Below are 13,481 nucleotides of genomic sequence, written 5' to 3' on the forward strand. Positions count from 1 at the left end.
CTCTACAGAAGCTTCAGTTGGGCGATGGGCTGGACCGCACTGGCACGGATCGCGGGAATCAGGCTCGCCAGCAGGCTGGCCAGCACCGACAGCGCCAGGGTGAACAGCAGCATGGTGGTATCAAGCCGCGCCAGGTCCGCATAGGCCACCGGCTGGCTGCGCACCGCGCTCAGGCCGAGCCAGGTCAGCAACAGGCCCAGCGTGCCACCCAGTGCCCCCACCAGCGCGGCCTCGACCACGCACTGCAGGAAGATCGCCGCGCGGCTTGCGCCCAGTGCGCGACGCAAGCCGATCTCGCCGCTGTAGCGCAGGAACTTCGCCAGCAGCAGACCGACCACATTGGCAATGCAGATCCCGAGGAAGGCGAAGGCCAGGATGGCCTGCAGCTTCACGTCGCTGGGTACCACCTGGTTGAAGTCGAGCCACTGCATCAATGAGCGCAGCCGCGTGTTGTCGGCGTGGCTGATCCGGCCCAGGGCCTTCTGCTCAGCGGCATAGTTCTGCAGGAACCGCTGATAGGCGGCCACCTTGGCGGCGCTGTCCAGCTTGACCCACAGGTGTACCCAGACACACGGCGCGGTCTGCAGCCGGCCGCGCTCCTCCGGCGTGGACCAGCAGGTGAACGGCACGAAGTCGCCGTCATTGATCTCCAGGCTGGAGGTCAGCGGCATGAACAGATCATCGGCCGAGGCGAAGAAGCCCGACGTGTTGCCGCCGCTGAAGCGGCCGCCCCGCACCTTGTAGAACAGCGGCGAGGGTCGCCAGGGCGCGAGCACGCCCACGATGCGCATCGCGGTGTCCTTGACCCGCAGTGTCTGCCCCACACTGTCGCCCCCACCGAACATCTGCTCGTTGAGCTCCGACGAGATCACCACCACACGTGCGCGCGCGTCATCCTCCTCGCGCGACCACCAGCGTCCATGCGCCAGCGGCACCGCGAACATCGTCGCGAAGTCGGTGGTGGTGGAGATCGATGAGCGGATGACCGGTGGCGCGCTGCCCTGATCGGGCCGCAGCTTGACCGGATTGGCAACCACCAGTGTCTGCTGGTCCGCGCGCCCGGACGACCACAGGTCGAAGGCCGAGCGATAGTCCAGCACGTCGTACGGCTCGCGGCCCTTCGAGTTCGGATTGGCATCCAGCTGGGGGTAGTAGAGGTCACCGCTGCGCCCGGGCAAGGGATCGCCGGACAGCAGGTAGACCACGGTCAAGGTGGTCATGCTGGCTCCAATTCCCACCGCGATGGCCAGCACCATCAGGGCGGTGATGGCCTTGCTCCGCAGTGTATTGTGCAGCGCCACCTGCGCGCAGTAGACCAGTCTGCGCATGCCCGCACCCTTTTCTGCACCCTGTATCGACTTCATGTCATGCCTCTCCCCGGACGTGCACGGGCGTGACCCGTGCCGGTTGCCACATGGACCTGCCAAGTTCGTGTACGTGATCGAATCGGGCGCGGTAGGCCTCGGCGCCGTGCATGATCATCACCAGCATGCGGCCATGGCTGCGTGCGAAGATCGCGTCCATCGCAATCTCGCGGCTGGCCCTATCGAGGTTGGCGACCGGCTCATCAAGAATGTAGAGGTCGGCGTCCTCGCCCAGCACCATCGCCAGGGCGATCTTCTGCTGCTGCCCTGCCGACAGGGTTTCCGGCAGGCTGTCGGCGATCCCGTCGCCGTCCATCCCCAGTCGCGCCAGCAGCACCGGATCGGCGCCGAGGTCGCGCACCTTCAGCGGAGGGAACTGCAGAGGAAGCGTGATGGCGCGGATACGCGCCGGTTGCAGCAGCTGGCCGGCGACGGGCTGGAAGTACCCGGCCAGGACGTTGGCCAGGGTCGTCTTGCCGCTGCCATTGTCGCCAATCACCAGTGCACGTTCACCGGGTGAAAGGGCCAGGGTGAAATCCGAAAACACGGGAGTGGCGCCGTACCCGTAGCCGATCGACGTCGCCAGCAGACCACCCTCGATGTGCGTGGCCGACGCCGCGGCTGCCGGCGCGGTCATGAACTCCGCCACCCGCACCACCACCACACCGTGGCTGTGCATCTCGGCAATGTTCTTGAAGATGCCGATGAGCGTCGTGGCTGAGCGCCAGAAGGCGTTCATGAAGGCGATGAACGAACCCAGTGTCATCTGTTGGCGGAACACGAACAGTGCGCCGACGAAGATCGAGCAGACATCCGAGATCACCATCGTCAGGTCGCTCGCACCCTGCAGGGTCCTCACCACCCTGAAGCGCTGGTAGGTCGAATCCAGCACCTCGCGCAGGCTGCGGTCATGGGCCTGCACCGTCCTGGGGCCCAGGCCGAACGTACAGACCATCTTGAAGGCAGACACGGCCCGGGTCAGCAAAGAAACCAGTTCGGCCTCGCGGTCACGCTCCACCACGGTCAGCTCGCGGATGCGTCGGCCAACCAGCACGCTGACCGTGGTGGCGATGGGAATGATGGCCATCAGCACCAGGAACGCACGCCAGGAGATGATCAGCAGGGCTGCGATCAAGGCGACGAATGTCACCGCCTGGGTCAGGGTGGTGCGTGCGACCGACAGCATCGGCACCACGCCATCCTTCACGTCCGAGCGGATCCGCGCCACATAGTAGCCAGCCCCCTTCTGCACCACCTCGTCATAACTGCGGCCATAGTAGGCGGTCAGCAACGAGGTCCCGATCCGCTCCACGATGCGGTTATCCACGCGCTGCTGCCACAGCGCGCAGCTGTAGTTGCCCAGGTTGGTCACCAGGCACAGCAGCAGATATGCACCGGTAAGCAGCAGGAAGCGATTGAAATCCTGCCGGCTGGCGGCCTCGTCGAAGATCGCGCGGATCAGCAGCGGATGCAGCAGCCCGCCCAGTCCGCCGAACATCGCGGTGGTGGCGGCCACCGCAAGGTAGCGCCCGCGGAGGGGGCCGAGCAGGATCGCGAAGCTGGCGAGGATGGCGCGCACACTGTGCCGCTGCGCGGTCTGCTCGCGCTGAAGTGGCTGTCCGGCCGGGTGCGGGCGCGCATTCATGCAACCGCCGCCTGCCCCACCCCGGCTCCGTCCACTTCCCGTACCACCGCGCCATGCACATCGAGTGCATCCAGGAAGAACTCATCCGGCGCCAGCGTGTCGTACCGATGCAGGGCGCGGATCACTCCGGCGATGCCGGTACCGTGGTCGAAGGAAATGCGGAACAGATTCTCGCCCGGCACCGCCGCCATTCCCTCCTCCTCCTCGAACAGATACAGATCGACGATGCCCTGGTACGGTCGCTCCGCCATCTGCAGGTACCTAGGGTCACCGGAGTAGAGATGGGCGTCGACAAACACATCCAGCATGCCCGACAGGCCATACAACAGGCCGCAGAAGCCGGAATACTTGCGATGGAAGTCATCCACCAGCCGATTCACGTCCTGCCACAGGCCGTAACGGATCGCGACCTTGGCGATGCCCGCAGTCCCCTGCTCCAGATAGGGTTCATAGGTGTTGACCTCTTCCGGTGAGCTGGGGAAGGTGGTCACTCCGGTCTCCAGCTCGAAGCCGTAGGAGAGATCGTGTCGCAGTGCCTGCTCGCCAAGCACGCGCCATGCCGGATCACCACTGAGCTGCGACAGCCTCAGCAGGAACAGCGCCACGCCGGCCTGGCCGTAACCCATGCCGATGCGGACGCCACCTTCGTCCTGCCAGTAGGCACCCCGCTCTCCGTGGTGGACGGTGTCTGCAAGCCGCCGCGCCAGCGACAGCGCCCTGTCGAGATGCCCGGGCAGGCCGGTCGCGTGATGCATGGCCAGGTGCGCCATTCCGATACCCGCCATGCCGTGATAGAGCGAGTGATGCGCATGCAACAGGTCACTGCCGTCAGCGCTGTCGAGCAGGCTGCGGGCCAGTTCCACCTCGCCACGCAGCAGCGCCGACCAGGCGATGCCGGCAAGGCCGGTGAGGAACCCCGGCGGTAGCGATGTGCGATCCAGGGCCTGCAGCTCCTGCGCATAGCGCTCCATCACCGCCGGCGACGGCTGATGACCCACCCCATGGAAGGCGTGGATCACACCGGTCGCCCCCAGACCAAGGCTCATCGTGTTGGTGGAGTGCGAGAACGGATCAAGTGGGAACAGCGTCCGCTCCGGCTGCAGCCGGCTGTGTGCATCCATGAACGCGAGCAGCCGCCGGATACACTGGCGCGGCGCCGGCAACGGGCGCTGCGGCGACGAGAACGGCGCCTGCAGGGTCGCCGGCTGCTGCAGCAGCTGTGCGGCCTCTTCCAGGCCGATACGGTCGTCCACCAGCGCCTGGATGACCTCGGCCACTGGCGTGTGCTGCCAGCCGATATCCTCCATCATCACCGGCAGCACCTTCTGGAACAGGTCGGTACGGATGTAGGCCATGGCCATCAGCGGGAACAGGCAGTAGAACATCACCACCGCGGTCGCATAGCGGTCATCCCTGAAACAGCTGGCGCGCTTGCGACCCTTCATGATCCGGCGGAATCCGGGCGTGTGGATGTCATCCCACTCATCGCTGCCGTCCAGGAACGCGGCCTCCAGATCGATCAGGCGCACACGCATGTTGCTGCGGTCGACCATGATGTTGGACGGCGAGATGTCACCGATCACCACTCCCACCTTGTGTGCGCGGTCGACCGCGCGAAGCAGACCGGTGAAGATGGTCACGCACATCCCGTAGTAGTCACTACCATCGCGTGCGCTGGGACGGGCCTTCATCAGCGGCGAATGCTTGAGCATCAGCTCGCGAAGATCGAATGCATCCAGGCGCTCTTCCACCAGATAGCTGTTTTCCCAATCGGTGAATGCATCCAGGCAGCGCGGCGAGGCGCCCACCGGGCCCAGCAGTTCCAGATTGCGTCGTTCGCGTGCCAGGCGGCTGGTGGCGTCGAGCCCTTCCCCGTGCATTTCCACATGGGGCCGCGCCTCCTTGATGACCACTTCCTCCCCGGTGACCTGATCCAATGCCAGGTAGACCCCGCCCGTGTTGGAGAACCCAAGCGCGGCCTGCACCTGATAGCGGCCCTCCTTCAACGTCATCTCGCCGGGATCATCCTCGCTGGGGAACGGGTCGGTTTCCCAGGCAGGCACCTCGAAATAGGGATTGCGCAGGTCGGGAACATGGCTGCCGTCGGGCGCGACCAGCATCGGCACCTTCTGGCCGATGAAATCAAGCCGGTACACCTGGCGCATGCCGCCATAGCGGTAATACAGGCAGCGGCAGTCCTTGTAGCGTCGATCGGACAGGATGTACGAGCCATCTTCGTCCTTCAGCGCCCCATGCAGCTGCTCGATGAAGCGCGTGAAGACCGCAAGGTCCAGCGGATAGAGCGTGATGAACTTGCCCGAGCCACCGCGTGGCCAACGCTTGGAGCTCATCATGCGCATCGTGTTCATGTCATTGGCGAACTTGAACTTCACGCGCTCGGCCAGGGCCATCCGGGTGACGGTGCGCAGCAACCGCTGGCAGTTCTCCTGCGTGGCTGAAACGTGGATCTTCCAGCCTTGCGGCGGCAGGTTGCCGGCGACCGGGTCGCCATGCGTCGCCAGGTGCGACCAGACTCCGATGCGATGGATCGTCCACGCCCTGCCGGCCGCCTCGATCTCCGCTTCAACGATACTGCGGAAATCTTCGCTGGGCCGGTACTGGTTGTAGCTCAATTCGTAGAACCGCTCGTCGCCCCCCACATAGGCGGCCTTGTCCATGTGGCGTGCTTCACGCAGTGATCGTTGACGCGCTGACATCGTCTCTCCCTGGTCGGTTCCACGGCTCGTTTGCCCGGTGCACACATCCGCGAACGCCTCGCAAATGCGCGATGGATGCATTGCGGGCGCTCCAGCCTGCAGGCATCGCAAAATGCGGAATGCGGATTCCCTGCCTGCTTCATTCGTAAGCACGGCGTGAAATCCGCCGGCTATCGCTGCAATGCAGCCGCCCGGAATGTCCCTGCAGATCGATGATTGCCACCGTACCTTGCCGCTACATTGCGCAGGCGATTCTCATTCCACAATTGACTTGACTCATTCCAATCGGCAATGCCATTTTCCATCCGCCACGTATAGACCGGGGTTCTTCAGCAACTGCAACAGGGCTTTGAGATTGCGTGGTGCAATCGCGCAGTGAATCATTTCATTGCGCAACGCGTGGGAGGCACGCATGCCTCCCGATCCCATGTACGACTAAGGAGAGTTGATATGAATCGCGTCCTGAATCTGCAGCGCCTGATGATCGAAAACCAGCAGGAAAACCTGGGCAACAGCTGCAGCAGCTCCGACAGCAACTGCTGCAACGGCTAAGCCTCTCCGGCTTGCCTGAGGTGGTGGTGCGCGCCCACCACCTCGATATCTGCCACAGCGTGATGCACCGCCACGTGGCAGGTCTCCATACGACGTAGAGATCGCTTGGCAGGCAGCCGTCCGCTGCCCGCGCTGCGCGTCCTGCATCTGCCAATGCCAGGACAGGCATCCCGGGGGGGGATGATCAGCCAGCTGCAGCACGTGCTGCAGCCGTGACCATTGCTCGGCCCCGCTGCGACCTCACCACCATGACGGACGCTACGCAGTGCGCCTGCACGCCCGCCGGATCCAGCAATCAGGAAAAGACGCAGCATGCGCATCCTCGTGGCCATGGACGACGCCGAACTTGCACAGGCGCTTCGCAACGTATTGCAGAGCCGCAACATGCTGGTGGACCTCGTGGCAACCTGGTCACTGGCCAAGGCCGCGGTACAGGCCGTGGAGTACCGCGCCCTCATTCTCGACCGCTGGCTGCCCGAAGGCGATTCACTGAAGCTGGTGCAGATCGTGCGCGGCTTGCGTACCTGGCTGCCCATTCTGCTGTTGGGGCGCCACAACCACGCTGCCGACTGCATCGCTTGCCTGGATGCCGGTGCCGATGACTACCTGCCCACGCCGTTCGAGTTCGACGAACTGGCCGCGCGGCTGCGCGCGATTACCCGGCGCCTCGACGCTGATGCCGGCCACATTCTGAGAATCGGCAATTTCACGTTCGATTTTTCCAACCGCATGGCATTGGTAGGCGGTGCGCCCCTGAGCCTGCCGCGCAGCCAGCTGCTGCTGCTGGAAGCGCTTTGCGCCCGCCAGGGCCGGATCGTCCGCCATGAAGTGCTGAGTGCTGCCGTGCACCTGGCCGGCGCCGACGGCGGTACCACCGTGTTGGATCCGCACGTATCACGCCTGCGCCGTGCCCTGCGCTCGGCCAGTGTCAGCATCGAGTCCAAGCGTGGGCTGGGCTACATGCTGAACGACGACGCGGCCTGATCAAAGGCCATCGGCGCGGGCCGCAAATGCAACAGCCGGGGCGGTAAACCGCCCCGGCTGCCAGTCCCGCTGATTGGGCCGACCGCTACGGTCAGGCGGCCTTCATTGCGTGCTTTCGCGCACGCATGACGTTGTGGCACTCCTGCACTTCCGGAAGCAGCTGGGTCACTTCCTGGCGCACGGCCGGCGGCAGCTCGTTGTCCTGCAGCACATCCTTGAACGCGCCCAGCAGGCGGTCCTCGGATTCTTCAAGTTCAGCCACGTAGCCATAGTTGGTGTCACCGAAAGCGGCTCGAACCTTGCCGTAGAACTGCTGCATCGAACCGACCACGGTGCCATGTTCGGCCGGCTTGCCACCGCTGGCGGCCACTGAGCCGCTCAACGCCGCCACGATGCGGCCCTTGACGCCAGCGATGCGGGTGAACAGTGCCGACAGCTCGGCATCCTTGACCTTGGTGGCCGCTTCTTCATAGAACGACTTGCCATCGCGGGCGATTTCGATCAGGTCGTTGAGGCGATGTTCGATGGTGGACTGGGTGCTCATGGCGTCGCTCCTGTGTGCTCGAAAGTCAGTGGAGAATGGCAGTGCATCTGCATTGCCTTCGACCCCACTGTGTGCAATCGCGTGTGCCAACCAGGTGAGCACGAATTGATGCACGCATCACCATGCGAAACACCTGCTGACTTCGTCATTTCAAGCATCGTCGGCTTTCACGGAATCTGAGCGCGTTGCACGCGTTACCACGGTGCGGTGACGATGATCAGAGTGACCAGCAGCGCGATTGCCAGGATCACCAGCAGCACGTGCCATTGCTTCCAGGTGGGTCTCGGCTTTCCAGGCGTATTCATCGATGGGCTCCTGCGCGGGCGGGGAATGGGGTTGCCAGACTGAAGCGCAACGGCATCGCACAACGTCGACGTGAGGTGCACGTTTCGTGCAGACCTTGCTGGAATATCGGGCCGCATCGGCCTTCCGCACCCGTGCCTGGCGGCATATTCAGCAAGTACCACACCCGACACCGCCAGCAGGCTGCCACCCAGCACCCCATCCGCTGAGTGACTCACCCAGCAGCAGCACCGCCAGTGCGGTGGTCACGATCGGCACCAGGCTGAAGAATCCCGAAACGCGCGCCGCGCCCAACCGCGAAAGACCGGTCATCCAGCTGAGGGGCGCAAGGATCGATGCACACACCGCAGCGAAACCGAAACAGCCCACCGCGGTCAGGTTGTTCACTCCGGCAGCTGCACCGGCAGCAGGATCAGCGACGTCGCCGTGGCCTGCAGGAACAGTGACTCCAGCACCGTCAGCGGAATCTTCCGGCGCTGCATCAGCACGATGCAGGCGGCAAATGCACGGCCGAATCCGTGGCCGAGATCGCGCAGCGGCCTCACATGAGCGTGCGCACGCTGGAGCGCATGGCGCGCAGTGAACTGGGCATGTCACTCGGCGGCCGGCGTGGGCGTGTGAAGTTCGTGCGCGCCACCGAGGCGCTGTGCACACGCAAGCCGATCAGCCGCATCGCCGGGGAGCTGGGCTATTCAGGCGTCAGCGCGTTTGCCGAAATGTTCAAGCGGCACGCGCAGTGCACGCCCGATCAGTATCGGAAGCAGCATCGGACCGGGTGTAGGCCCGCATCGAGGGCTGTCGATTTCCCGCCCCGTCGCTCGTCGGAACAGGAAAGGCAGGCCCATCGGCCTGCAGGAGCGCTCCAATGCCACCGATCCTCACCGCCTTCGCCACCTCCCCCGACCGCGGCCAGGGCCTGGCCCGTGACATGCGCGTGCGCTGGGCGCTGGAGGAACTGGCCGTGGCCTATGACGTACAACTGCTCAGCTTCGCCGAGCTGAAGCAGCCCGCGCACCTGGCACGGAATCCGTTCGGGCAGATTCCCACGTGGCAGGAGGGCGACCGGACCCTGTTCGAATCCGGCGCCATCGCCCTGCACCTGGCCGAACAGCACCCCGGCCTGCTGCCGCGCGATCCGGACGCCCGCATGCGCGCGATCATGTGGGTGTTCGCTGCGCTGAACACGGTGGAGCCCCCCATCGTCGAGCGCTCCATGGCCTGGGTGCTTGAGCGCGAGCAACCCTGGTACGCGCAACGGCTGCCAATGCTCGATGAGCGGGTCCGGACGCGGCTGGCCCAACTATCGACGTGGTTGGCCAGGACAACGTGGCTGGACGGCGAATTCAGCGTGGGCGACCTGATGATGGTCTCGGTGCTGCTGCGCCTGAAGAGCAGCGGCCTGCTCGACGAGTACCCACAGGTCGCCACCTATGTGGCCCGGGCCACGCAGCGGCCCGCCTACCAGCGTGCGTTTGCTGCGCAGCTGGCGGTTTTCCAGGACGCCTAGCGCTGCGCCTCCTCCCAGGTAACAAGGGGCCAGCAGTCACGCAGGCCCCATGCGTTACTTCAATCGACGCGATCTCCAGTCCAGGTAACCCCGCCAGCCAAAGGGAGCACTAAAAAGCGCAACCGCACCGCACGCCAGCAGGCCGTTGAACATCCAAGGGGTCAGCTCCGGGGAACCTGCCGACATGGATGGAAACACGAACCCGCATAGCAGTGCTCCCACAAAGGAAGTACCGAATATGACCGTGGAACCCAGGCCTGGTGAAACTCGCATCGATCTATTCCTCATCAGTTCCGGTTGCAGGTCACCTTGACCTCGGTCAGCCTGATCGTGCTGGTGCAGGTGACAGACTGATTGCCCGCCCCCGTCACCGGGACACCGATGTTGTTGAGCGCATTGACGAAGCTTCCCATATCGGTGGCATTCCCATTCGGGAATTCGAAGCGATGCGTAACGCCGCCTCGCCCCTCGCTCAACTGTGTAACGCTAAGCGGAATGGAGTTACCGAACCTGTCCTTGTAAAGGAGGGCGTTGGGCTCCCAGCGACGGTTGATCATGCTGTAGTTGTAGGAAGCGGTAGACCCGTCAGCATAGCGGATCTTCTGCGGCGCCCAGACATCGATGCCAAGCGAGTACGCGCCGGAAGCCAGGTAGATGTAAGTCTCGAAACGCTGCCCCAGATGCTGGCTGACCGCATCCCTTCTCTGCGGATTCTGGATGTCATCGTACACATTGGTCGGGTAGCCGGGCTCAGACAGGCTGATCACCGATTGAGCGACTATGCGCTTGAACTGAAGATAGTTGATCGCCGGTTGCTCGACCGGGAGCTCGTCGATGATGACGAAGGGTTCGCAATCCATCGCGCCGGGTTCCATTTTGTCGCAACGGATGCCGCCTTCACGATCACGCATGACGCTGAACTTTCGTGCCATGTTGCCCGATGGATTCAGTATGTAGAGGATCCTGTGCGACGGCATACTTCATGAGCATCGCGCGCCACACGCGATGTCACTACCACTTTGAAGGATTGAGAGCGCTTGCCATACCCGGCACTTCTCCCGCAGCGACGACACTGTCAGTGCAACCTGCGCCGGCAGGCGGCCTGCACCAGCATCAGCTGCGCCACCAGGACCAGCATCGCGCAGCCCGACAGCAGCCACGGATCGATGTACCACTGTTCGTTGAAACTGAAGTCGCCGGCGGAAATGCGCTTCCAACCGTTGAAGTGCTGCATCGCCGCCACCACGAACGCGAAGGCGCCCGCGCTGTACGACAGCCAGGGCACCACGATGCCGCCCGGGCGCGCGAACAGCGTCAGCAGGCCCAACACGCCGATGACCGTGCGTTGCACGCGGCAATATGGGCAGACATAGGCCATCCCGCTCCATTCCACCGCCCAGGCCAGCAGGCTGACCAGCACGGCCGCGGCCGCGGCGGTATACAGCATCGTGGGCGTGATCGTCCTGCCTGCATCGTGTGCCATCCCGCGCTCCTTCGTTCAAAGACCCCGGCAGGGTAGCAGCGTGGCAGGTTCAATCCTTCTTGAAGACCGTGCGCTTGCCGATCGGGCTGCCCTTGCGCGCCGTCGGTCGCGCCAACCCGGGAATCAGGAAGTCGGTGACCTTGTGGCCCTTCTGGATCCTGGAAGCGAGCCAACGCGGCATGCGCCCGCGGCCGGACCAGGTCAGCCGCTTGTATTCCGGGTCTCGGTATTTGGCGGCCACTTTCCCGGTTCTGCGCCGTGCCGGTTTCCGGCTGGGTGCGGCCGCTTCGATGGCTTCATCGCCAAAGAGTTCTTCGAGGGTATATCCCGCTTCCGCTGCGGCGGCTTTCAGCATGCGCCGCACCGCGCTGGCAGGACGGCGGTTGGAAATCAGCTGCTTCCGCTGTTCAGCGGCAACCACCAAGGCGCCCAGCTCCCGCAGGCTGAGCGATTCAATATCGATCGTCATGCTGGAAAGGTCTACTGCCGCGCGGCGCCTGTCAAGGCGGCTTGCCCCCGCGTAGACACGGGCTTCACTGCGGGTGGGCTCCGATCGCCTTCGTCGGCCATCCCCGAGGACATCCCTGTGAGCACCTCATCGCATTCGCTTGCCTACCTGCTTGCGCGCATCCTGCTGATGGCGCTGTTCCTGGTCTCCGGGCTGGGCAAGCTCGGCGATCTCAGCGGCACCCAGGCCTATATGGAAGCCATGGGCGTGCCCGGCATCCTGCTGTGGCCAACGGTCGCCTTCGAGATCGGCAGTGGCCTGTGCATCCTGCTTGGCTTCCAGACCCGGCTGGTGTCGATCGTGCTGGTGGGCTTCAGCCTGGTCACCGCTTTCATCTTCCACCACAACTTCGCCGACCAGACCCAGCAGATCATGTTCCTGAAGAACCTGGGGCTGGCCGGTGGGTTCCTGCTGCTGGCCTGCACCGGGGCTGGGCGCTACAGCATCGACGGGCGCGGTCGGCGCGGGTAAGCCTCGATTCGAGGTGTGCACGCGCTAGCGGCGAAGTTCGGCCTCTGGCGCCAGCGTGTGGATCACCTTGCCCTGTGCATCCAGGAACTCGATGGCACCGTAACCCTCGGCCGTGAGGGTCCGGCCACGTTGAAGGCGCGCTTGTACTGCAGGCCATCGATGATCGGCGCCGGCGTCTTGACCTGGGTGATTCGCCAGCGTCGGACGCGAATGCCCGAACGCATTGCGATGCAGCCAGAACGAAGAACGCACAAGCACTGCGCATCATGCGATCTCCTGTCGGGATCGGAATCAACATCCGCACGCCCAGCATGCCTGTGGTCGACAACCCCGTGCGGTGACAGGGGCATGCTGGCGACGGATCGACACCATCCCGTCAACCACGCCCCCCGAGGTCGGCCTTCCCCCTGTGCACGCCGCCGGATACGGAAATGATCCCGGCATGCGGACGGGGACGTGCCGACAATGCTCTGGAACACCTTGCGGAAGGCGCTCACGTCGTCGTATCCAACTCTCACTCGCGCGGCGTTGGATTACCTGTCCCGCTGCGAGTCCGCACCGTCACTCGAATTCTTAACTCTTCAGAATTCGACCAAGCCACCTTTGTCCCAGATGGCCCACAAAACAGCATGATGGCGCCCTACGGATTCAGGGATTTCGTTCATCTTCATGCGTGACATCGGACAGTTCTACGTAATCAGCGTCGAGGGAGTGACGCGGGCAGACGGCACCCTGCTGCAGGTCACCCGAATCGATTGCTCCTGCATCAAGTGTTCCTGGCAGTTCAGGGCCATTCCCAACCATGGCCTTGTCGATCTCGACGGTGCGGCTGCCCTCAGTTGCCCAACCTGCGGCAATCACCAGTCAGTCAGCCGCGCACGGCTTGAAGAGCTCAATCGACGCAGCGACGAATAGCCTGCACTTCAACCATCCATCAACACAGCACCGACACGACCGATACCCGGTGGGCCCTATCGTTCGTCAACAAGCACCCCCCGGCATTCCCATGAGTCATACCGGCATTTTTCAGATCACCGATCTCACCTACAAGGCTGGGGAGCAGGGCGACCTGGCCCGCGCACTGCAGATCGTCGCCACCTGCACCGCCTGCGGATCGACGAGCGTGTGGGACGAGCATGAGATGGAACACGTTGCCGGTGGAACCGTGCTGTCATGCCGTGGCTGTGGTGTCCGCCAGGCCATCAGCAACGCGCGCCTTTCTGGCTGCGCTTCCGACATCCGCCATCCGCGCCGCTGAGCGGCGCGCAGTTCGTACTGCGTAGCCGCCGGCTGGGGCAGTCGTTCACTCGGCTTTTACAACGCTGCGACGTTTCAAGCGACAACGCGCACTGATGCATCTGCCTGCATCCAAGGGCCGCGCCAGCGCGTATGTAGGATGCCCG

Annotated in this window: 14 protein-coding genes and 1 pseudogene; 7 read left to right on the forward strand and 8 right to left on the reverse strand. The window is 64.0% G+C overall.

Translation table 11 applies throughout. The annotated features are described in order from the left end of the window. Nucleotides 1–2: 2 nt before the first annotated feature. The 3 genes from AC5P56_RS01570 to lanKC are packed head-to-tail and all read right to left on the reverse strand — an operon-like array spanning nucleotide 3 to nucleotide 5,726. Entirely contained in the window at nucleotides 3–1,328 is a 1,326-nt protein-coding gene (locus AC5P56_RS01570) for an ABC transporter permease (RefSeq protein ID WP_049439340.1), read from the reverse strand. 37 nt (nucleotides 1,329–1,365) lie between these two features. Continuing rightward, nucleotides 1,366–3,009, reverse strand: a complete 1,644-nt coding sequence (locus AC5P56_RS01575; protein ID WP_495231412.1) for an ABC transporter transmembrane domain-containing protein — start codon at nucleotides 3,007–3,009, stop codon at nucleotides 1,366–1,368. Beyond that, complete coding sequence (gene lanKC, locus AC5P56_RS01580; protein WP_241887592.1) at nucleotides 3,006–5,726, reverse strand: class III lanthionine synthetase LanKC; 2,721 nt, start codon at nucleotides 5,724–5,726, stop codon at nucleotides 3,006–3,008. Before lanKC ends, AC5P56_RS01575 begins: the two co-directional genes overlap by 4 nt. A gap of 450 nt (nucleotides 5,727–6,176) precedes the next feature. Between lanKC and AC5P56_RS01585 the strand changes: the two genes are divergently transcribed. Together AC5P56_RS01585 and AC5P56_RS01590 are read left to right on the forward strand one after the other, a co-directional pair. Further along, nucleotides 6,177–6,278 carry a class III lanthipeptide gene (locus tag AC5P56_RS01585; RefSeq protein WP_014038605.1) on the forward strand — a complete coding sequence of 34 codons (102 nt, stop codon included), beginning with the start codon at nucleotides 6,177–6,179 and terminating at the stop codon, nucleotides 6,276–6,278. 312 nt (nucleotides 6,279–6,590) lie between these two features. Next, on the forward strand, nucleotides 6,591–7,262 hold the full coding sequence (locus AC5P56_RS01590; RefSeq protein ID WP_032958333.1) for a response regulator transcription factor: 672 nt from the start codon (nucleotides 6,591–6,593) through the stop codon (nucleotides 7,260–7,262). A gap of 91 nt (nucleotides 7,263–7,353) precedes the next feature. On the opposite strand, the gene AC5P56_RS01595 is transcribed toward AC5P56_RS01590, so the two are convergent. Continuing rightward, nucleotides 7,354–7,806, reverse strand: coding sequence for a PA2169 family four-helix-bundle protein (locus AC5P56_RS01595; RefSeq protein ID WP_014648535.1), 453 nt, complete (start codon nucleotides 7,804–7,806; stop codon nucleotides 7,354–7,356). 453 nt (nucleotides 7,807–8,259) lie between these two features. After that, nucleotides 8,260–8,496 carry an EamA family transporter gene (locus AC5P56_RS01600; RefSeq protein WP_232017591.1) on the reverse strand — a complete coding sequence of 79 codons (237 nt, stop codon included), beginning with the start codon at nucleotides 8,494–8,496 and terminating at the stop codon, nucleotides 8,260–8,262. Between the two features lie 122 nt (nucleotides 8,497–8,618). Here AC5P56_RS01600 and AC5P56_RS01605 point away from each other — a divergent pair. Both AC5P56_RS01605 and AC5P56_RS01610 read left to right on the forward strand, forming a co-directional pair. Then, nucleotides 8,619–8,885, forward strand: a pseudogene (locus AC5P56_RS01605) (helix-turn-helix domain-containing protein); the annotation flags it as partial. An 89-nt stretch (nucleotides 8,886–8,974) separates the two neighbouring features. Continuing rightward, nucleotides 8,975–9,616, forward strand: a complete 642-nt coding sequence (locus tag AC5P56_RS01610; protein WP_049439245.1) for a glutathione S-transferase family protein — start codon at nucleotides 8,975–8,977, stop codon at nucleotides 9,614–9,616. A 287-nt stretch (nucleotides 9,617–9,903) separates the two neighbouring features. Here AC5P56_RS01610 and AC5P56_RS01615 read toward each other — a convergent pair whose 3' ends face one another. The 3 genes from AC5P56_RS01615 to AC5P56_RS01625 form a co-directional block, all read right to left on the reverse strand. Further along, nucleotides 9,904–10,527, reverse strand: coding sequence for a hypothetical protein (locus AC5P56_RS01615; protein WP_227864596.1), 624 nt, complete (start codon nucleotides 10,525–10,527; stop codon nucleotides 9,904–9,906). 164 nt (nucleotides 10,528–10,691) lie between these two features. After that, nucleotides 10,692–11,099 carry a hypothetical protein gene (locus tag AC5P56_RS01620; protein WP_014648538.1) on the reverse strand — a complete coding sequence of 136 codons (408 nt, stop codon included), beginning with the start codon at nucleotides 11,097–11,099 and terminating at the stop codon, nucleotides 10,692–10,694. A gap of 49 nt (nucleotides 11,100–11,148) precedes the next feature. Next, nucleotides 11,149–11,568: an H-NS histone family protein gene (locus tag AC5P56_RS01625; RefSeq protein WP_032958325.1), complete on the reverse strand. Its 420-nt coding sequence runs from the start codon at nucleotides 11,566–11,568 to the stop codon at nucleotides 11,149–11,151. Nucleotides 11,569–11,685: 117 nt separating this feature from the next. Here AC5P56_RS01625 and AC5P56_RS01630 point away from each other — a divergent pair, with 117 nt between their 5' ends. From AC5P56_RS01630 to AC5P56_RS01640, 3 genes are all read left to right on the forward strand, one after another. Further along, nucleotides 11,686–12,078 carry a DoxX family protein gene (locus tag AC5P56_RS01630; protein ID WP_032958324.1) on the forward strand — a complete coding sequence of 131 codons (393 nt, stop codon included), beginning with the start codon at nucleotides 11,686–11,688 and terminating at the stop codon, nucleotides 12,076–12,078. Nucleotides 12,079–12,747: 669 nt separating this feature from the next. Next, on the forward strand, nucleotides 12,748–12,993 hold the full coding sequence (locus AC5P56_RS01635) for a hypothetical protein (protein WP_014648541.1): 246 nt from the start codon (nucleotides 12,748–12,750) through the stop codon (nucleotides 12,991–12,993). A 91-nt stretch (nucleotides 12,994–13,084) separates the two neighbouring features. Next, a complete protein-coding gene (locus AC5P56_RS01640; RefSeq protein WP_014648542.1) occupies nucleotides 13,085–13,336 on the forward strand; it encodes a hypothetical protein in 252 nt (83 codons plus the stop codon). Nucleotides 13,337–13,481 lie beyond the last annotated feature (145 nt).

This window comes from Stenotrophomonas sp. YJH_SMC_131, from assembly GCF_059367975.1.